At 64.9% G+C, this 17,986-nt stretch carries 14 protein-coding genes; 4 read left to right on the top strand and 10 right to left on the bottom strand.

Features of this window, described 5'->3' with window-relative positions:
* Nucleotides 1-1,080 carry a DUF1513 domain-containing protein gene (locus Q7J44_RS15400; protein WP_304881370.1) on the top strand — a complete coding sequence of 360 codons (1,080 nt, stop codon included), beginning with the start codon at nucleotides 1-3 and terminating at the stop codon, nucleotides 1,078-1,080.
* A gap of 29 nt (nucleotides 1,081-1,109) precedes the next feature.
* Here the strand turns inward: Q7J44_RS15400 and Q7J44_RS15395 are convergent, their stop codons facing one another.
* The 4 genes from Q7J44_RS15395 to Q7J44_RS15380 all read right to left on the bottom strand — a co-directional run bounded on the left by Q7J44_RS15395 (nucleotide 1,110) and on the right by Q7J44_RS15380 (nucleotide 7,207).
* A complete protein-coding gene (locus tag Q7J44_RS15395; RefSeq protein ID WP_304881368.1) occupies nucleotides 1,110-4,499 on the bottom strand; it encodes a YhaN family protein in 3,390 nt (1,129 codons plus the stop codon).
* Nucleotides 4,499-5,755 (bottom strand): exonuclease SbcCD subunit D, encoded by a 1,257-nt coding sequence (locus Q7J44_RS15390; protein WP_370693029.1) that lies wholly within the window; start codon nucleotides 5,753-5,755, stop codon nucleotides 4,499-4,501. Before Q7J44_RS15390 ends, Q7J44_RS15395 begins: the two co-directional genes overlap by 1 nt.
* Nucleotides 5,756-5,939: 184 nt before the next feature.
* Nucleotides 5,940-6,437, bottom strand: a complete 498-nt coding sequence (locus tag Q7J44_RS15385) for a ferritin-like domain-containing protein (protein WP_304881365.1) — start codon at nucleotides 6,435-6,437, stop codon at nucleotides 5,940-5,942.
* A 572-nt stretch (nucleotides 6,438-7,009) separates the two neighbouring features.
* Nucleotides 7,010-7,207, bottom strand: a complete 198-nt coding sequence (locus Q7J44_RS15380; RefSeq protein WP_304881364.1) for a hypothetical protein — start codon at nucleotides 7,205-7,207, stop codon at nucleotides 7,010-7,012.
* 295 nt (nucleotides 7,208-7,502) lie between these two features.
* Between Q7J44_RS15380 and Q7J44_RS15375 the strand changes: the two genes are divergently transcribed.
* Nucleotides 7,503-7,901, top strand: coding sequence for a response regulator (locus Q7J44_RS15375; RefSeq protein WP_304881363.1), 399 nt, complete (start codon nucleotides 7,503-7,505; stop codon nucleotides 7,899-7,901).
* 21 nt (nucleotides 7,902-7,922) lie between these two features.
* On the opposite strand, the gene Q7J44_RS15370 is transcribed toward Q7J44_RS15375, so the two are convergent.
* Entirely contained in the window at nucleotides 7,923-8,495 is a 573-nt protein-coding gene (locus Q7J44_RS15370) for a hypothetical protein (protein WP_304881361.1), read from the bottom strand.
* A gap of 225 nt (nucleotides 8,496-8,720) precedes the next feature.
* Between Q7J44_RS15370 and Q7J44_RS15365 the strand changes: the two genes are divergently transcribed.
* Nucleotides 8,721-11,627 (top strand): PAS domain S-box protein, encoded by a 2,907-nt coding sequence (locus tag Q7J44_RS15365; protein ID WP_304881359.1) that lies wholly within the window; start codon nucleotides 8,721-8,723, stop codon nucleotides 11,625-11,627.
* 95 nt (nucleotides 11,628-11,722) lie between these two features.
* Here the strand turns inward: Q7J44_RS15365 and Q7J44_RS15360 are convergent, their stop codons facing one another.
* Together Q7J44_RS15360 and Q7J44_RS15355 are read right to left on the bottom strand one after the other, a co-directional pair.
* The gene (locus tag Q7J44_RS15360; protein WP_304881357.1) at nucleotides 11,723-12,481 is read right to left on the bottom strand and encodes a hypothetical protein; all 759 of its coding nucleotides are present in this window, start codon (nucleotides 12,479-12,481) and stop codon (nucleotides 11,723-11,725) included.
* A 541-nt stretch (nucleotides 12,482-13,022) separates the two neighbouring features.
* Nucleotides 13,023-13,946 (bottom strand): BON domain-containing protein, encoded by a 924-nt coding sequence (locus Q7J44_RS15355; protein ID WP_304881355.1) that lies wholly within the window; start codon nucleotides 13,944-13,946, stop codon nucleotides 13,023-13,025.
* Nucleotides 13,947-14,149: 203 nt separating this feature from the next.
* Between Q7J44_RS15355 and Q7J44_RS15350 the strand changes: the two genes are divergently transcribed.
* A complete protein-coding gene (locus Q7J44_RS15350) occupies nucleotides 14,150-14,326 on the top strand; it encodes a hypothetical protein (RefSeq protein ID WP_304881353.1) in 177 nt (58 codons plus the stop codon).
* Between the two features lie 57 nt (nucleotides 14,327-14,383).
* Here Q7J44_RS15350 and Q7J44_RS15345 read toward each other — a convergent pair whose 3' ends face one another.
* The 3 genes from Q7J44_RS15345 to Q7J44_RS15335 are packed head-to-tail and all read right to left on the bottom strand — an operon-like array spanning nucleotide 14,384 to nucleotide 17,882.
* Nucleotides 14,384-14,701 (bottom strand): hypothetical protein, encoded by a 318-nt coding sequence (locus Q7J44_RS15345; RefSeq protein ID WP_304881352.1) that lies wholly within the window; start codon nucleotides 14,699-14,701, stop codon nucleotides 14,384-14,386.
* A complete protein-coding gene (gene ctaD / locus Q7J44_RS15340) occupies nucleotides 14,701-17,265 on the bottom strand; it encodes a cytochrome c oxidase subunit I (protein WP_304881350.1) in 2,565 nt (854 codons plus the stop codon). The genes Q7J44_RS15345 and ctaD overlap by 1 nt, the downstream gene beginning before the upstream one ends.
* Nucleotides 17,262-17,882, bottom strand: coding sequence for a cytochrome c oxidase subunit II (locus Q7J44_RS15335; protein ID WP_304881348.1), 621 nt, complete (start codon nucleotides 17,880-17,882; stop codon nucleotides 17,262-17,264). The genes ctaD and Q7J44_RS15335 overlap by 4 nt, the downstream gene beginning before the upstream one ends.
* Nucleotides 17,883-17,986 lie beyond the last annotated feature (104 nt).

Here is a 17,986-nt window from a genome sequence, read left to right as displayed (position 1 = left end):
ATGACCACCCGGCGCGGTTTCATTGCGGGCCTGCTGGCTGCCGGAGCGGCACCCGGCATCGGCTGGGCTGCCGTCGGCAACCCCGCCTATCTGGCGGCGGCAAAAGAGCCGGATGGCGGCTTTGCGCTGTTCGGTCTGGCGGCAGACGGGTCCGAGACATTCCGCGTGCCGCTGCCTGCACGCGGCCACGCTGGCGCAGGTCATCCGCGCCGGGCCGAGGCGGTGGCCTTTGCGCGCCGCCCCGGCACGTTTGCCGTGGTGATCGACTGTGCAACCGGGCGGGTGATGCAGACGCTGGCCCCTCCCGAGGGGGTGCAGTTCAACGGCCATGGTGTTTTCGCCAAGGGCGGCGCGCTGCTCTTCACCTCTGAACAGCGCAGCGACACCAGTGCGGGGGTGATCGGCCTGTGGGACGTTGATGCGGGTTATGTGCGGATCGGCGCGATGGACAGCCATGGCATCGGCCCGCACGACCTGCGGCTGATGCCGGACGGCAAGACGCTGGTGATCGCCAATGGCGGCATCGCCACCGATCCGACCGACCGGACCAAGCTGAACCTGGACACGATGCGGCCCAACCTGTCCTACCTTTCGCTTGACGGCGCGCGGGTCGGACAGGTCGAACTGGCCCCCGACCTGTGGCAGAACTCGATCCGCCATCTGGCGGTGCGGGCGGATGGGCTGGTCGGCTTTGCGATGCAGTGGGAAGGGGCGGCGGGCGCTGCACCGCCGCTTCTCGGGCTGCACCGGGCGGGGAAGGCTCCCGTGCTCGCCTCTGCCCCGCCTGCGGAGCAACTGGCGATGCAGGGCTATGCCGGCAGCATCGCCTTTGGTGGCGACGGGTCGGAACTTGCCATCACCTCACCGCGCGGCGGGCGGCTGCATCGGTTTTCCGACGTGGGCACCTTCCTTGGCGTGGTGTCGCGCAGCGATGTCTGCGGGCTGGCGCGCCATCCGGAGGGGCTGATCGCCAGCGACGGGTTTGGCGGCATGGTCTCGGTCATCAGGGGCATTGCCAGCCCCATCGCCCGCGCCGACCGCGCCTGGGACAATCATATCGTCAGCCTGTCCGTTGGCTGAAACCGCCGGGCAGCGGGGGCGTCAGGTTCTTACAGTTCGATGACATTGACCTGCGGGCAGACGGCACGGGCGATGTCGCACAGATGGCGATGGTGGGTCAGATAGATCACCTGACCGACGCGCGCCATGTCGGCCAGCAGCGCAAAGGCCGCAGCGGAACGGTCGTCGTCAAAGGTTTCCATGATGTCATCGGCAATAAAGGGCACCGTGGGGCGGCTTTGCGCCAGCTCGTGATAGCCTGCGATGCGCAGGGCAAGGTAAAGCTGAAACCGCGTGCCCTTTGACAGATCAACCGCCAGTTTCGCGCCCCCCGTCGTGGACAGCGCGACCAGAACCTCTTGCGCGCCGTCGGGCTGCGCGGCAAGGCCGGAATATGCGCCCCGGCTAAGCTGGCTGAACGCCTCTGACGCGCGCGTCAGCATGGCGCTGCGGTGCTGGTCGCGATAGCGGCGCAGGCCGGCCTCAAACGCGATCAGACCGAAGCGACCGGCCAGATGCGCCTCGGCCCGTTCACGGATGTCGAGCAGAAGGTTTTCGCGCGTGGCGGCGATCCGCGCCAATGTGTCATCACCGCCCACCGCCTCGATCCGGCGCTTTGCCTCCTGACAGGTGCCATAGCGCGCTTCGGTGTCGCTGCGCAGCAGGTGCTGATCGGTTTTCAGGCGGGCGATCTGTTGCCGCAGGGTCTCCATATTTTGACCTTCAGCCGGGGCAGGGCGGTCGCGCAGGTCGTTGCGCAGGGTGTCGATGGTCTGGCGCAGGCTGGCCGCCTCGCAGCAACGCGCGATATGATCCGCCAGACTGCCCTGCGCGTCGGTCCAGCCAAGGGTTGCGCCAAGGGCCTGCGCATCGGCGTTCCGGTCAGCCAGAGCGCGGCGATCCTCAAGGTCTTGCTGATGCTCGCGGGCGATCTGACCGGACAGTGTGTCGTGGTCGCGGGCCGCATCCTGCGCGCGTCGCAGGCGGGTCAGCACGTCGGGCCATGCTGTGGATTGATCAAGCGCGAGTGCGGTCAGAATGCCAGCCCTTGCCTCGGCAAAGCGCAGGCGGTTGGCTTCCATCTTGTCGATGCGGTCGTTCAGGGCGGCGGCAGTCTGATCCGCAACGCCCAGTTGGTCGAGCAGATCAAGACTGGCTCCAAGGCCGGGATCGTCGTTGGCATATCCGGCAAGAATGCTGCCCCGGCAGCCATTCATCCAATCCCGCCGCCAGCGTTCCACTGCGGCGCTGGCGTCTGTTTCGTCCTGCTGCCGCTTTCGCAGATCAGAAGCCAGCATCGCCAACCGTTGCCGCGCCTCGCGGCGCTGATCCGATGCCTGAACCCGGGCCACGGCTTCGGCAAGCAGGGTCTCGAACAGGGCGGCCGTCCCGGCGGGTTTGTGCAGGGCGGTGGTGAGGGTGTGGGTGGCGGCCTCCAGCACCTCTTCACAGCGGGTGAGGGCGGTTTCAGCATCGCGCAGCGCGCGGCACTCGGTCAGCGCGGCATTGCGCAGGTTAAGCCATGTTTGCAGGCCCGCCAGCGTTTCCCCCTGCAGGCCAAGGGCGGCGCAGGCGGCGTCGATGGCTGCCCGGGTCTTGGCCTGATCGCCCAGGGCGGCGGCCAGCCGGGCCTCGGCTTGTGCCAGCCGGGCCGCCGTGGCCTGCTGCGCGGTCTGATCCTGCGCCACGCGCCGCGCCTCGGCCATGGCTTCGGCCAGCACGGCACCGATCCGGTCATCCTCGCGCATCGCCTGTTCGAACCGGCGCGCGCTGGCCGCCGACAGGTCGGCCAGATGCGCCGCCCAAAGCGCCTCGCGGCTGCTGCGGGCGCGGGCGGCATCGGCCAGGGTGATGCCGGTCGCCGATTGCGCTGCCGTGCGCGAAGACGCCTCGGCCTGCAGATTGTTTGCCGCGTCGCGCAGGGCGGTGGCGTCGCGCATGGCGTCAAGCTCTTGCTGGCGGGCGCTGTCCTGTGCCTGCTGCCATGCCCCGATCTGCCAGGCGGCAGGCACCGCCAGCGCCGCCAGACCGTTCCCATCCCCGGCCCAGGGTGCCAGCGCGGCGATGGCGGTTGCCACCCTGCCAGCGGCCTGATCGCGGTCGCGCCGCGCGCCGGTCAGCGCATGAACCGGGTCCTGCGTCCGCAGGCGGGTCAGAAGTGCTGCAAGGGCCGCCGCATCTTCATCAGGGCCGGGATCGCCCAGCCGTGCCCGCTCACGCTCCAGCAGGTCGGCGGCTTTGCGCGATTCCTCTGCAGCGGTGGCAAGCCTGCCTTGCAGGCCCGAGCGCGCGGCCAGCAGGGTTCGCAGCGTTGATATCTGCGCGCCCGTCAGGCACAGATCGGCGGCGCGCGCACCTTGCTGACCAAGCTGCGCCAGAAGGGTCTGCACGCGGGTATTGGCATCTGCGGCCTCTTCCCGGCGGCGGGGCAGATCCTTGAGGGCGGTGTCATGTTCCGGGCGCAGGGCATCGGCGGCCTCAATCGCTGCGGCCTGCGCCAACGCGTCCGGATCGGCGGCGAGCGCGGCCAGCTGCTCGGTCAGCGCCTGAAGCCGCAGCGCGCGGTCGCGCATGCGGTTGGTCAGATCGCGGCGGTCGTTTTCGATGTGCAGGCCCTGCTCCTGCACGGTTGGCGTGGCATCTGGCAGGTGCTGCAAGGGTTCAAGCCGCTGCGTCAACGCGGACAGCTGCGCCAGCAGCGGCAGGGTGCCTGCCAGCTCTTGCAGCCGGTCGAGCTCGGCTTGCGCGGCATCTTCGGCGGCGCGGGCGTCCCGCCAGTCCTGTTCGGCGGCAGCCGCCTCGCGCATCAGTTTTTGCAGGGCACCGGCGGACACTTCCAGCTCGCGGCGTTGCTTGTCCAGCTCGGCAAGCTGCTTTTTCGCGTCGTAAAGCCAGCCACTGCGCTTGCCGCTGCGGTGGAACCCGTCGAAGCCGCTGCGCAGGGTTTCCAGCTGGGGGGCAAGGCTGGCCAGACCGGCGCTTGCCGAAAACAGCATCTCGCCCAGATCGCCACGGCTGGCCAGAATGCTGTCGCCGCCACGTTCAAGTGTTTCATCATCCAGCGAGAACATCGCCGAATACCCCTCACGCGACAGCCCGCCCAGTGCCCCTTGCAGAACCGCCTCGGGGATCGGGGCGTCGTGCCGGTCGAGCAGGCTGCCCGTGTTGCGTTTCAGCCGCCTGAGATTCAGCCCGACACCGGCATGGGTCAGTTGCGCGCCGATCTGCATCGTGGGGCCGGGATGCAGGAAATCATATCTGCTGCGGCTGGGGACGCCGAACAACATGTCCAGCCACGCGGCAAACAGCGTGGATTTTCCGGCCTCATTCGGGCCGAAGACAATATGCAGATCGGGCGCGCCCGGGCCGGGCGTCGCAAAGGACAGGCTGCGGTCGGTAAAGCGGCCGTATCGCGTCAGGGTCAGGCAATCGAGCCGCATCAGCCGGTCGCATCCGCAGTCAGACCGGCAAGGATACGCGGCGCGCCCTGCGCCAGAAGGTCATGGCAACGGCGCGTCAGCGCGGCCTCATCCTGCCCCAGAATGTCGCGCAGATCGTGGGGAAGATCGCGGAGCAAGTCCTGCGCAGCCGCCACAAGCGCCGTGGCCAGCGCAGGATCTTGCGGCAGGTCTTCCAGCACCACCCGCACCAGTTCGGCAGGCAGATGGCTGCCTGCGCTGTCCGTGACCTCCGCGGTCAAGTGCAGTTCCAGCTTGTCGATCCAGACCCCCGCTACAGCCGCAAAGGTGCGGGCCTCTTCCGTCAGGCGATCCAGATCGCGGGTGATGCGCCAGGCCAGCGGCGTCGCGCCGCGCAGCACCGGGCGGATCACCAGATGGTCTTCGCTGCGCCCGGCCTGTCCGGCCTGACGGATCGCGCGGTCGAGGGTTGAAAGCAGATCTGCCCAAGCGGCAATCCCGCCACAGTCCACCATGATGCGGTCAAAGCGCAGGCAGGCCACCGGCCGTTGTTCCAGCGTGACCGTATTGTCATCCGCCACATGGACCAGTGTGACAGATGCCGGTCCCGCCTCGCCGATGTCGCGGCCCTGCGGGATGCCGGGCATCACAATCGTGGCGCGCCCGATGTGTTCGGCGCGGCGGTGGATGTGGCCAAGCGCCCAGTAGTCGTAGCCATGCGCGTCCAGATCGGCAAGGCTGCAAGGCGCGTAATTGTCGTGGCCGGGGCTGCCGTTCAGGCTGGTGTGCATCAGGCCGATGTTGAAGGCCCCGGGGCGCGGCGCGGGATAGCGCGGCAACAGGCTTTCCGGCGCATGCGGATCGCGGAAGCTCAGCCCGTGGATGGCGACGGGCTGACCGTCGATGTTCAGCTCTTCGGTCGATGCTCTGGCCCCGAACAGGTGTGACGTGTCCGGCAGATCCAGCTCGCCGGTCTGGCGGGCAAGGGCATCATGGTTGCCACGGATGATAAAGCAGCGGATGCCAGCCGCCTGCAGCCGCAGCAGTTCCTGTTTCAGAAATCGCGGGGTTTTGGTCGAGCTGTAGGTGCCATCCCACAAATCCCCGGCGATCAGCAGAAAGGCGACCGTCTCGGCCAGACACAGATCGACGATACGCGAAAAGGCGGTGCGCGATGCCACACCGACCTGATGCGCCAGATCAGCGTCCCGCAGGGCAATTGCCTTCAACGGCGCATCAAGGTGAAGATCGGCAGTGTGGATGAACCGGAAGGCCAAGAATGACACCTGAAATATCTGTTCAGGCGACTATGGGGCGGCGTGGCACCAGCGGCAAGGGTACATGTCGGTGAGGCTCCGGCGCGTGTTTGGCCTCTGGGTGCCTGTGGCAGATGCCACAATAGGGAAGGGCGACCCTGCCAGTGGCAAGGCCGCCCTTTGGAGGCATTATGAAAGACGCTGATCAGGCGGCTTCAAGCGCTGCGGCATTCACCGAAGACTCCGCCAGTTTGGTCAGCGTTTCATCCGTGGCCATTTCTTCCTGCAAGGTCTCACCCAGCAGGGCGGCGGCCTCGTCCATGCCCAACAGTTCGGCCCAGGCTTTCAGCGTGCCGTAGCGGGCCATCTCGTAATGCTCTACCGCCTGCGCGGCGGCAACGAGGCCCGCGTCGATCGCGACAGAACCCTTGAAGGAATCAAGCACTTCTTCGCCTTCTTCGATGATCCCCTCGATGGCCGGGCAGGTCTTGCCACGTGCGGGTTTGCCCAACAGTTCAAACACCTGCTGCAGGCGCTCGACATGCACCTGCGTTTCTTCGGCATGGGTGGAAAACGCAGCCTTGAGCTCTTCGGATTGGGCACCGCGTGCCATCTTTGGCAGGGCTTTCAGGATCTTGCGCTCGGCGTAGTAGATGTCCTTGAGGTTTTCCAGAAACAGGTCGTTCAGCGTTTTCGTTTTCATGGTGTGCTCCATACGGTTGATCTCTGCGGGCCGCAGCCCGGATCGACGCAGGTGTAACCGGGCCGTGGGGGATTTGTTCCGGCCGGTGCCGGTGCCGCGCGGTGCGGGAACCATCGCCCTGCTTTCGCCGTTCAGTCTCAGTCCCGCCATCTGGCGGACCAAGGCAAGAGGATCTGATGTCCGACACACCGCACCCCCCATCCCGTCCCGGCACGGCGCAACCAGCCGTGAAACCGGACCGTGATAGACCGGACCCTGATAGACCGGACCGCGACGGCACTGCGCCCTTTGCCCCGGACGACGCAGGTCCGACCCGGTCGCAAAAACAGCCCGGCCAATCGTTGACCGACCCACAAAAGGAGCCGCGTGATGCCGAATGAACCCAAGCCCGCAGCCGAAAAGCGGCCGCCACGCCCTGATCGCCAGAACGCTCAGGATGACCACGAAGGATCAGCGCATTCCCCGGAAGAGTTCAAAAAGGCATGGCCCGATAAAGACGGGACCGGCCACAAACAAGGGTGATGGCACAAAGGGCAGGCCGGACACTTAACCGCGTGACCCGGCCGGAAGCTCTAGATGTCGTCGGCATCCGGCTTGTTGGCGGCTTTCTGCGCAGCCGTATCCCGTTCGTCAAACTTTGCCTGCAGACGGATGGCGAGTTCCATGATCTCTGCCGGAACAGGCTCTGCCTTGATGCTGTCCAGAACGGATTCTGCAGTGACGGCCAGAAGTGTGTCCGGGGTTTGGATGATCTTGTGATCTGTTTTCATTCCAAAACCCATCCTCCGTGGAAAACGCAAATAGCGATATGACAATGATAGTCTAATCCGGCGCTGCGTGTAGATCAAAGACTTCTGAAAGAAAACAAAGAATCGTTATTGTTTACCGTGTTGCATGCTGGCCGACTTTGAACTGCGACCACACCGGAACCCGGCGCAATCTGTCCGCGTTGTTCAGACAGTCTGCACCGTGCAGATCTGGGTCATCAACCATCTGACCACAAAATCACGCTGAATGATAGCGTCAATGCGACAAGATATGGGGTAGAGTATGGAGTGCAATTCAGTGACAGACGACGATGGTTGCAAGATTCTGGTGATGGAAGACGATTATATCGTCGCACTGGATCTGTGTGCCCATGTCAAAAGCCTTGGCATCACCGTTATCGGCCCCGCTGGCAAGGTGCGCGATGGTCTGGAACTGGCCCGCAGTGCCCAGACGATGCATGGCGCGCTGCTGGATGTAAACATTTCCGGCCAGACAGTATTTCCGGTCGCAGATGTGCTGATCGAGCGGAATATTCCGATCACCTTCGTCACCGCCTATGACATGGCAACGCTTCCGCCGCAGTACCGCAAATTCCGCCAGATCGACAAGCCGATGGACCCGGCCGAGGTGTCGCAGGCGCTGGAAGAGATGTGTCAGGACAGGTTCCGCAATCTTACACCACCGACCACGGCCTGAAGGCCCGGCGGCGCTGAGGCTTCAGTGCATCAGGTCGCGGCCCTCGGTCTCGGCAATAGTGCGCATCAGGCCTTCCAGCCAGGGGCTGACATTGGCCGTCGGGGGCAGGCTGTCGTCACAGGCGATGGCCCGGTGCAATGTCAGCTCCAGCAGACGGTCAGCCGCACCTTTGTCCTGCATCAGCGCCCGCGCCCGCAACCGCAGCTGGGGCAGTAGTTCGGAAATGCTCTGCGGATTGGCCACGCCAGACCTTGCCAGCACCTGCACCGTGTACAGGGGGGCGGTTGGTTTGTTGATCAGCACGATGTCGGCAAAGCGGGACGGCAGCAACGGCCGGTCAAACCCCGTGTAAAATACGAACGGCACACCGTCGCGCATCATCTGATCGGCCAGCGGAAACACCATCTGACCTTTCAGATCGACATCCAGCACCGCCATCTGGCTGGATTGCGCCAGTCGCGTGGCCTCGGCCAGACTGGCGCAGGGGCCAAGCACCTTCGCATTTGCGGCCCGGAACACATTGGCCAGTTCTGAGGCTACGAAATAGTCATCCTCGGCAATCAGCACACGTCTGCCTTGAAAATCGAATTGCATGCTATACCCCCGGACCCCAATCAATAAGACAACGCTAGCACATTTCCTAGCAGATCGAATTGTCGCAGGACACAGCGATGCACGCAGTTGAGAACCTTTTGATTTATCAGCAGATAAGATCGGAACATTTCCGCCGACCCATGCGTTCTGACTAGGATTCAATAAGAGTTGCCTTCCTGTTCCTTGCGTTGCAGTCGGGTGGCCCGTTCCAGCCAGAGGTGAAAGATGGTCAGCAAGCCTTTGCCGCAAAGGCCCACCACATCCGCCCCTCTGGCGGCAGAAACCGGATCGGCGGACGACGAAGCGGCACGCCCGGCACGCGCTGGCGCTGGCACCAGCTGCGCGGTTCTGTGCGACAGTGAGGTCTACCGCACCTTGCTCGACTCCATTGATCAGGCGTTCTGCGTCGTCCAGATCGTGACCGGCCCCGACGGGCAGCCCTGCGATTACCTGTTTGTGGAAGCCAATGCGGCGTTTTCCCACCACACCGGGCTGGTTGATCCTGTGGGGCGTACCGCGCTGGAACTGGTTCCCGATCTTGAACGCTCATGGATCGACACCTATGCCGAGGTGGCCAGAACCGGGCAGAGCATCCGGCAGGAATATCAGGCAAAACCGCTGGGCCGCTATTTCGATGTCGTTGCCGCCCGCATCGGGGATGACGGCAGCCCCAACGTCGGGATTTTCTTTCGCGACATCACAGAGCGACGGGCACAAGAGGCCGAGCTTGAGGAGATCAGCACGCGCAAGGCGGTTTTGCTGGCCCTGTCCGATGCCCTGAGCGGGGGGGGCGAAGCAGAACGCACACAGCAGACCGCGCTGCGGGTGCTTGCGGACCATCTGGGTGTCGACCGCGTCGCCTGTTTTGAGGTGTCAGAAGGTCACTTCAGGGTCGTGCAGGACTGTTCGCGGAGCGATTACCGGGTCGATGGCACCGACCAGACCCGCCTTTTCGGGCGGCCGTTGCCGGAGGTGTTTCCCGACGCCGGGATGGTGGTCTTTGATGATACTTCGACCGAGCCCGCTTTGCCGCCCGCCGCCCGCGCCGCGCTGGCCGATGGGGGTGTGCGCGCCTGTGTCGGCGTTCCCCGGCTCAAAGGCGGGCTTCTCAGCGGCGGACTTGTGATCCACTCTTCCACCCCCCGGCACTGGTCCACGGCAGAGCTGACGCTGATTGCCGAAGCGGCGGACCGGATTTTGCCGGCGATTGAGCAGTCGGTGGCGGAAACGGCGCTGCGCGAAAGCGAAGAAAAGTTCCGGCAGCTTGCCGATCTGGCACCGTCCATCGTGTGGACCGCCTCGCCCGAAGGCACGGTCAGCCATGTCAGCAAACAATGGCACAGTTTTTTCGGAACGGGTGCCGATGATGCCAAAACGGGTCCGGCAGCGCTTTTTGTGCACCCCGATGACCGGGACCGCGCCCGACTGGCGTGGGACAAAGCCCGGCAAAGCGGCAATCCGTTTGAAATGGAAGTGCGGCACAGGCGTCAGGACGGGGTCTATCGCTGGTGCCTGACACGGGCGCGCGCGCAGCACCGGCCCGATGGCAGCGTCGCCGGGTGGTTCGGCACCACGACCGACATCGACGACCAGAAGCGCACCGAAGACGCGCTGCGCAAAAGCGAGGCGCGACAGGTCTTTCTGCTGTCGCTTGCCGATGTGCTGCGCGCGTCGCCCACCGCACTGGTCGCCCAAAAGGATGCCTGCAGGCTGCTGGCCGATCATCTGCAGGTCGACCGCGCCCTGCTGGCCGAGCTGGACGAGGCGACGGGCAAGGTCCATATCGCACAGGACCATTTTCCCCCGGCGTTGCAATCGGTGGCGGGCAGCTTCCGCGCCGAAAGCTTTGGCCTTGCCATGACCCTGCTGCGCAGGGGCGAGCAGTTCATGGTGCGCGACATGCACACGCACGAAGCGCTGCCGGTTTTTGTCCGCACCCGTTTTCTTGCCGGGCAGATTGCGGCCTGTCTGTGTGTGCCGGTGATCATCGGTGGTCAGGTTGCGGGGGCGGTCTGTGTCACCGCGCGTACGGCGCGGAACTGGTCTGACGCCGAAACCGAACTGCTGGCCGAGGTCGGCCAGCGGATATGGGCCGCCGTCGCCCAAACCCGGTCGCAGACCGCACAGCGTGAGATCAACATGCGTTTCCGCACCTTGGTCGAAGGCATTCCGCAACTGGTCTGGCGCGCCGCTGCCACCGGCCGCTGGACATGGGCCAGCCCGCAATGGACCAAGTTTACAGGATTGACCGACGCCGAAAGCCAGAACGCCGGCTGGCTGGATGCAGTGCATCCCGACGACAGGCCGCAGGCAGACCTTGCCTGGAGCCAGGCGCGCGACCGCGGCCTGCTGGAAGTGGATTACAGGCTGCGCGATCAGGAAAGCGGCACCTATCGCTGGTTCCAGACCCGGGCCTTGCCGGTGCGCGATTCCGCAGGAAATCTGGTTGAATGGCTGGGCACCTCGACCGATGTGCAGGATCTGCATGATATGCACGAACGCTTGCGGACGCTGGTTGCGGAATTGCAGCATCGCACCCGGAACCTGATGGCTGTGGTGACCTCGATCACAGACCGGACCCTTGCGTCCAGCGAGACGCTGGAGGTTTTCGGCCCGCTGATCCAGTCGCGGCTGGGGTCAATCGCGCGGACCGGCGGTCTGTTGTCGAAACTGTCGGATGACGGGCAGATCACCTTTGACGAATTGCTGGACAGTGTGTTCCGGGGGCACGGCATCGACATGACCGCTACCCCCGGATTGTCGGTCGGCGGGCCGTCCGGCATCCGCCTGCGCTCGTCTTCGGTGCAGACGCTGGCGCTGGCGCTGCACGAACTGGCGGCACAGGCGCTGGCGCAGGGCGGGTTGCAGCAGGGCGGGGGTGGGCTGACAGTGCTCTGGCAACTGCGCCAGACCAGCGAGACCGACCGGCAACTGACATTGGCATGGACCGAGACCTTTGCCGCCTCTGCACCGCACCGCAATGGCGACGACGACCCCGACGGACGCGCCTTTGGCCGTGAGATGATCGAGCGTGCGTTGCCCTATCAGTTCAATGCGGAAACCGAATACAACCTCTCGGCCAAGGGCCTGTCCTGCCGGGTTGTCCTGCCGTTGGGTCCGCTGCGGGCCTGACCGTCGCAACACAGAGCAGGAACTCCGTCATATGAAAAAGGGCGCACAACCGTGCGCCCTTTGAATTTGTGTATGCGGTCACCGCTGGGCGGTTCTCACAGATCCGAGGTTGCAGCGCAGATCGCCTGCAGGTTTTCGGACGACACTTCCATCATGTCGGATGCGCCGGTGGTCGAAGTGTCCCCGGCTGCCCCGGTCGCGGCGGTGCCCATGCCGGTTGCATCGGTGCCTGTTGCATCAGTGCCGGTTGCGGCGGTGCCGGTGGTATCCGTTCCGGTTGCGCCGGTCGTGTCGGTGCCGATCGCCCCGGTCGAGTCGGTTTCGACCGTGCCGGTTGCGGTTGTATCGGTGCCCAGAGCATCAGTTCCGGTCGTGCCGGTCGCAGTCGTATCCGTCCCGGTTGCGGACCCGGTCGCATCGGTTCCCGTGGTGCCGGTCGCGCCCGTGGTCGTATCGGTACCCATGCCCGTGGTGCCGGTTGTATCGGTGCCAAGCGTCGTGTCGGTCGTGCCTGTCCCGGTCGTGCCTGCTCCGGTGGTATCCGTGCCCATCGTGCTGCCGGTGTCTTGCATGAAGGCCATGCAGTCGCGGCGGATCATGGCGCGGTCTTCTTCAGACAGGGTCGCCCACTGGCTTTCGATTTCCGATGCCGACCGCACCGTATTGCCGTCGTCCCCGAACATGGCCGAGCTGAGCGAGGTGGACCAATCCGATCCGAAGCTGCCCGCCATCGGGGCTGTGCCGTCGGTCGTGGTTGTTCCTGTTGTTCCGGTGGTGCCGTCAGTGGTCTGCGCCATCGCCACCGAAGCTGTCAGTTGTGCTGCCACCGTGAGTGTAACAAGGGTCAGTTTCATTGTCGTCTCCATTCATCAAAAAGGTTTATGCCGCCCCGGCCCTGGCCGGAGTATGCGCGGCGTTGATCCTGTTTCCGGGCCGTCCGCAGATACGCAAATCGGTGCGTCATCTGCTGTTGGCCCTGTGCCTGCGGGTGCCGTCAGCCCGGATGCATCTTGCCTGCGCAGCGCAGACAGTCTGTCCGGGAGTGACCTTGAGCTTCCTCTCCGGACCTGCGCCCGGCTGCCGCTTGCTGACGTCCTCCACGCCTTATCCAACTGGCCGATGTCGCCTTTGTTCCCTGCTGATGTCGCATTTGGAATGACAGGGAAGGGGGGCGGATAAAGGGACGGACAATGGGCGGATGCTGCAATGACGGGCAGATGAAAGGGGACAATCCATCTGCCCGATTGTCCCTGCCGGGTGAGGGACATCCCGGCAGGTACAATGCCATTGCACGAAACCAGTCTTGTGCCAGACCGGGCCTTCATCGGCGCGCCCTGAAGGGGCGCGCCATCAGCTGACTGTAAGCGCCGGACCCTGCCTGCGCCTGCAGGGCGGTTACAGTTGGGTGTTGCCTTTACCAGAGGCTTTGCCCGCCCCCAGCCCGTTGGTGTCGTCGGCAGACAGGCTGGTGCCGGTCAGCGGTTGCGACCCGATTTGTGACTTCACACGCAGGTTGTTCTGCACATGGGTCACGCCTGCGATCCGGTCCACGCAATCTTCGGCGCGGCGCTTGCTCTGGCGCGAGTCAACCGTGCCGGACAGGGTAACCTCTCCCTGTTCGACCGACACTTCGATGTCAGAAGCGTCCAGCCAGGAATCATCGCTCAGATGATCGTTCACATCGTCGCGGATGCGGTCGTCAGACCGGGTGTAGCCCTTTGGGCCCTTGCCGCGATGGTCTTCATCGCGACGTCTTTGGGCATCGTTGTCGCCAAACCATGATGCAACCTCATCGCCCGCACGCTCCAGAAATCCGCGCTCATGGCCCTGATCGGCCGGGCCCTGATCGCGTGAACGCTGATCGCCATAGCCGCCGGAAAACCGCTCCTGACCGGAATATCGGCCGCGATTGCCATAGGACGGGTTGCCGTAGCTCTGATCCCCATAGCCCCGGTCGCCATAGTTCGGTGCACTGCCGCTAAAGCCACCCTGTCCGCCCCGCTGGCCGGAGCCTTCATAGCCCCGTTCGCTGCCATATCCGCGGTCACTGTCTGGCCCTCTGCCGGACCCACGCCCGAAGGTTTGGTCAAAATCATCCGCCAAAGGCCGGCTTTGCGCAAATTCATCTTCGCCGGACCCGCGCGGATAGCTTTCGTCCGGGCGACCATAGCTGCCAGCATCGCGACCGTAGCCACTTTGCTGACCGTAGCCACTTTGCTGGTTGTCCTGTCCCCCCTCGCGGCGGCGCGACTGCGGGTCGTCACTGCCCTGTGACCGTTCACTCCGGGCGTCGGCCTCGTAATGTCTTGATCTGGCCATGTCTGGCCCTCCTCTCTTCATTTCAAGCACAACGACGTGGTGTCGTCTGCGATGTGTAACCGGACCGGACGGCAAATGTTCCGCTTGGTGGCGGCACCGGAACGGGCGTTTGGGACAAAGCTGGTGCGCGGGAACAAAGCCGGGGGGCACGCGGTTCACCGCAGGTATGCCCACACACACCCATCCCAATCGGAGGATAAGACATGTCAGAAACACTTCTTGCGGTGATTGTATTTGGCGCGCTTCTCGCCATTTCGTTGATCGGCTTCACCCTGTCGTCGCGCGCCAGCGAACGGCAGGACGCCACGCGGGGGCTTCACCCTTCGCGTCATCCCACCGCGCCGCTGCCGGAACCGGGCACGGCCCGCACCGACCGCTGATGTCCTGATCCGGGTGGCGGCACCCTTGCGGGCCGCCACCCGCCCAGCAGGTCCGCGTTACACAGGGATGTCGCAGCTGCTGACCAACAGCACCGGCCACAGCGTCAGCAGGGTGGACCAGATCCCGATCCATCCGGCCAGACGCACAAGCCGGTCGGTCAGGGCCGGGCCACGCGGTGCAGCGCGCAGCAGAATAAAATGCAGCCCCAGCGCCGCCAGCCACACCGCCACCATTCCCACCACATGCAGCGAGCCAAGCGGCGTGGCGACAAACGGCCAGCCCCAGGCGCAGCCCAGACCATGCAGACCATAGACCGCCGAGAACGCACCTGCCCACAGGATCAGCGGCGCCAGAAAGAACACCAGCCAGCGCATCAGCCAACCTCTTGCAACAGGATGACCAGCGCCGAGACGGCGGCGGTCACAAATGCGAAATCCTGCCACAACCGCCAGACCGGGGCCGTGCCCCGGCGGCTGTGCGACACCCGGCCAAGGGCGGCGTCGCCCTGTGTGCGCAGGGCCAGCAGCGCGGCAATCCCGGCATGCACCCCGACATAGGCCAGCAGCACCGCGTGCAGCGCATCGCGGGCATGGCGGCGCGGGTCGTCAAGCATCATCGCGGCCCCGGCAACCGCCAACAGCGCCACGCAGCCTGCGCCAAGGCCAAGCACCGCCCATTGCCGCCCGCGCGGGCTTGCGCGCATCGCCTCGGCCCGGCGTGATGCGATGCTGCCAAAGGCCAGCGCCAGCAGCGCCACCCCGGCGGTCAGCGCCAACAGTGCTCCGGGAATCTCTGACGGCGGTGCGGGCCAGCCCGGTGCCACCACCGACAAGAACGCCACCCCGAACAGCAGGGACGCAAACAGCGTGCCATCCGCCACCAGCGTCGCAACCGCGCCGCAATAGGCCAGCGACACGCGGCTGTGCCAGTGCAGCGGCAGCTCTAGGCCCGGGGCAACCGCGACCGGCGCATGGTCATGGCCGGTGCCCATGATCGCGCCCCAGCGCCAGACCATCACCACGATCAGCATCAGGGCCAGCGGCACCAGCGCATAAAGCCCCGCCAGCATCAGCCCGACGAAACTGCCGATGGCGGCGGACGTGGCCAGTGGCAGAAGCGTGTTGCCCGGCAGCACCGCCACATGCGATGGTCGGCCCGTGCCGGGGTCCACCACCAGCGTCTCGCGCCAGCCGCGCGGTGCACCGGGCAACAGCCCTTCCCCCCGGGCCAGCGGCAGGATGACCGTCGATGGCGCAGGCCCCTCGGCGGGAAGCGATGCGAAGTTGTAGGCCGGCGCGGGCAGGACCATCGCCCAGTCCAGCGTCGGGGCCCCCCACGGGTTGCGGCGGCTTTGGCGGCCGAAACGGAACTGCATCACGATGTCGAAGGCGAAGACCACGAAGCCGGTCGCCATGACCATGGAAAAGATCGACGAAATCAGGTTGAGCAAAATCCACTCAGGGTTGTCGGGATAGATGCTGATCCGGCGCGGCATGCCCAGCAGGCCGGTCAGGTGCATGATGAAGAATGTGCCATGAAAGCCGATCAGCACCAGCCAGAATGCGGCCTCGCCCAGCCCCTGCACGCGTCTGCGCCCGGAAATCAGCGGCATCCAGTAGGTGACCGCCGCCATCATCGGAAACACGAAGCCGCCGATCAGCACGTAGTGCAGGTGCGCGGTCACAAAGGCGGTGTCATGCGCCTGCCAGTTGAACGGCACGATGGCCAGCATCACCCCTGTCAGCCCGCCCATCACAAAGGTCAGAAAGAACCCCAGCACATACAGCATCGGTAGATGCAACTGCGGCTTGCCCTTCCAGATCGTGCCGATCCACGCAAACACCTGCACAGCCGTGGGCACCGCCACCAGCGCCGAGGCGGCACTGAAGAACGCCAGCGCCATATGCGGAATGCCCACGGCAAACATGTGGTGCACCCACAGCCCGAAGGACAGAAACACCAGCCCCAGCACCGCCGCCACAATCGCGCCGTAGCCCAGAATGGTGGTGCGGCACATCACCGGGATCAGCGTTGACAGCGCCCCGGCGGCGGGCAGAAAGATGATGTAAACCTCGGGGTGGCCGAACAGCCAGAACAGATGCTGCCACAGCAGCGGATCGCCACCGCGCGCCACATCAAAGAACGGCCAGTCAAAGGCGCGCTCGACCTCCAGCAGGATTGATCCGAGGATCAGCGGCGGAAAGCCAACCAGCATCATGCCCGCTGTGCCCAGCATGTACCAGCCCATCAGCGGCATTTGGGTCAGCGACATATTGGCGGCGCGGCAATACAGGATGGTCACGATAATCTCGACCGCGGCGGCCACGGCTGAAATCTCGACAAAGGTGACGCCGATCAGCCAGATATCTGCGTTGATGCCCGGCGTATGGGTCTTGTCGGACAGCGGCGTATACATGAACCAGCCGCCATCGGGGGCGACGCCGCCCAGCAAGGACAGTACGATGATTAGCCCGCCAAACAGATAGCACCAGTAGCCAAGCGCCGACAGGCGTGGAAACGCCATGTCGCGCGCGCCAAGGATCTTGGGCAGCAGCCACAGCGCCAGCCCCTCCAGCATCGGGATGGCGAACAGGAACATCATGATGCTGCCGTGCATCGTGAAGATCTGGTTATACAGGGCGGTATCCAGAAAATCGCCGCGCGGCGTTGCCAGTTGCGCCCGGATCAGCATCGACAGCACACCGCCGATGGCAAAGAACACAAAGGCCGTCGCCATGAAGCGCAGCCCGATCGAGGTGTGGTTGACCGACATCAACACCCCGCGCCAGCCGGGAAGATCGGTCCAGACCTGTGTCAGTTCCTTGTGCAGCCGCAGGGCGCGTTGCTGCGGGTTGGCGGCAACCTGCGCCACGCCGGACTGCACAGCCCCTGCCTGCACGGCCTGTGAACCGGCGTTGATATGGGTTTCGTTGGTCATGGTGTCACCTCTGCCCCGGCAAGGTCTGGCTCTGGGAACGCGCCTTCGGGGTAGACGACAACGGAAAACCGCATCACGTTATGACCAATCCCGCAGAATTCGGCGCACAGCCCTTCCAGCACTTCGGGCACATCGGCCTGCAGGCGGGCCACATTGACCCGCCCCGGAACGGCATCCATCTTGCCGCCAAGGCGCGGCACCCAGAAGCTGTGGATGACATCGCTGGACGTGATCTCGATATCGAAGGGCCGCCCGGCAGGAACGTAGAGCACATCGCGCGTGACGATCGCCGTGCCATCGGGGCCGGGCTGGGTGAATTCCCACTGCCATTTCCGGGCTTGGGCCTGAACCCGCAGCGCGCCGTCGTCGCGGGTCAGGATACGTTCGCCCACCCAGATGCCATAGCCCACCAGCACCACCAGCACCGAAAGAGTAAAGCCGACGCCAAGCCCCCAGATCCACAGACGCTCGCCCCCGGCGCGGCTGGCATTGCCCCGCCATGCCAGTCCCAGCAACACCCAGACAAAAGCGGTGATTACCGCAGCCCCGATCAGCATGGCCCACCACAGCCCCGCCACCAGCTCTGAAACCGGCCCTGCCGGGTCCAGCGTGGACAAAGGGCCGCCACAGGCCGCCAGACAGGGAACGAAAACGCCGATCAGCGCTTTGTTCCTGTGGCAGGGCCGCTTTGCGCGGCGTGCCTTTGGTTGTTTGAAAGGCT

Source organism: Pseudotabrizicola sp. (genome assembly GCF_030656345.1).
In the GTDB taxonomy this organism is placed as follows: Bacteria; Pseudomonadota; Alphaproteobacteria; order Rhodobacterales; family Rhodobacteraceae; genus Pseudotabrizicola.
This window is presented reverse-complemented; position numbering and strand designations above follow the sequence as displayed.

Excerpts from the sequence above, each read along its gene's own strand:
- Q7J44_RS15400 (WP_304881370.1), top strand. The coding sequence starts at position 1 with ATGACCACCCGGCGCGGTTTCATTGCGGGCCTGCTGGCTGCCGGAGCG.
- Q7J44_RS15395 (WP_304881368.1), bottom strand. The coding sequence starts at position 4,499 with ATGCGGCTCGATTGCCTGACCCTGACGCGATACGGCCGCTTTACCGAC.
- Q7J44_RS15385 (WP_304881365.1), bottom strand. The coding sequence starts at position 6,437 with ATGAAAACGAAAACGCTGAACGACCTGTTTCTGGAAAACCTCAAGGAC.
- Q7J44_RS15380 (WP_304881364.1), bottom strand. The coding sequence starts at position 7,207 with ATGAAAACAGATCACAAGATCATCCAAACCCCGGACACACTTCTGGCC.
- Q7J44_RS15370 (WP_304881361.1), bottom strand. The coding sequence starts at position 8,495 with ATGCAATTCGATTTTCAAGGCAGACGTGTGCTGATTGCCGAGGATGAC.
- Q7J44_RS15365 (WP_304881359.1), top strand. The coding sequence starts at position 8,721 with ATGGTCAGCAAGCCTTTGCCGCAAAGGCCCACCACATCCGCCCCTCTG.
- Q7J44_RS15360 (WP_304881357.1), bottom strand. The coding sequence starts at position 12,481 with ATGAAACTGACCCTTGTTACACTCACGGTGGCAGCACAACTGACAGCT.
- Q7J44_RS15355 (WP_304881355.1), bottom strand. The coding sequence starts at position 13,946 with ATGGCCAGATCAAGACATTACGAGGCCGACGCCCGGAGTGAACGGTCA.
- Q7J44_RS15350 (WP_304881353.1), top strand. The coding sequence starts at position 14,150 with ATGTCAGAAACACTTCTTGCGGTGATTGTATTTGGCGCGCTTCTCGCC.
- Q7J44_RS15345 (WP_304881352.1), bottom strand. The coding sequence starts at position 14,701 with ATGCGCTGGCTGGTGTTCTTTCTGGCGCCGCTGATCCTGTGGGCAGGT.
- ctaD (WP_304881350.1), bottom strand. The coding sequence starts at position 17,265 with ATGACCAACGAAACCCATATCAACGCCGGTTCACAGGCCGTGCAGGCA.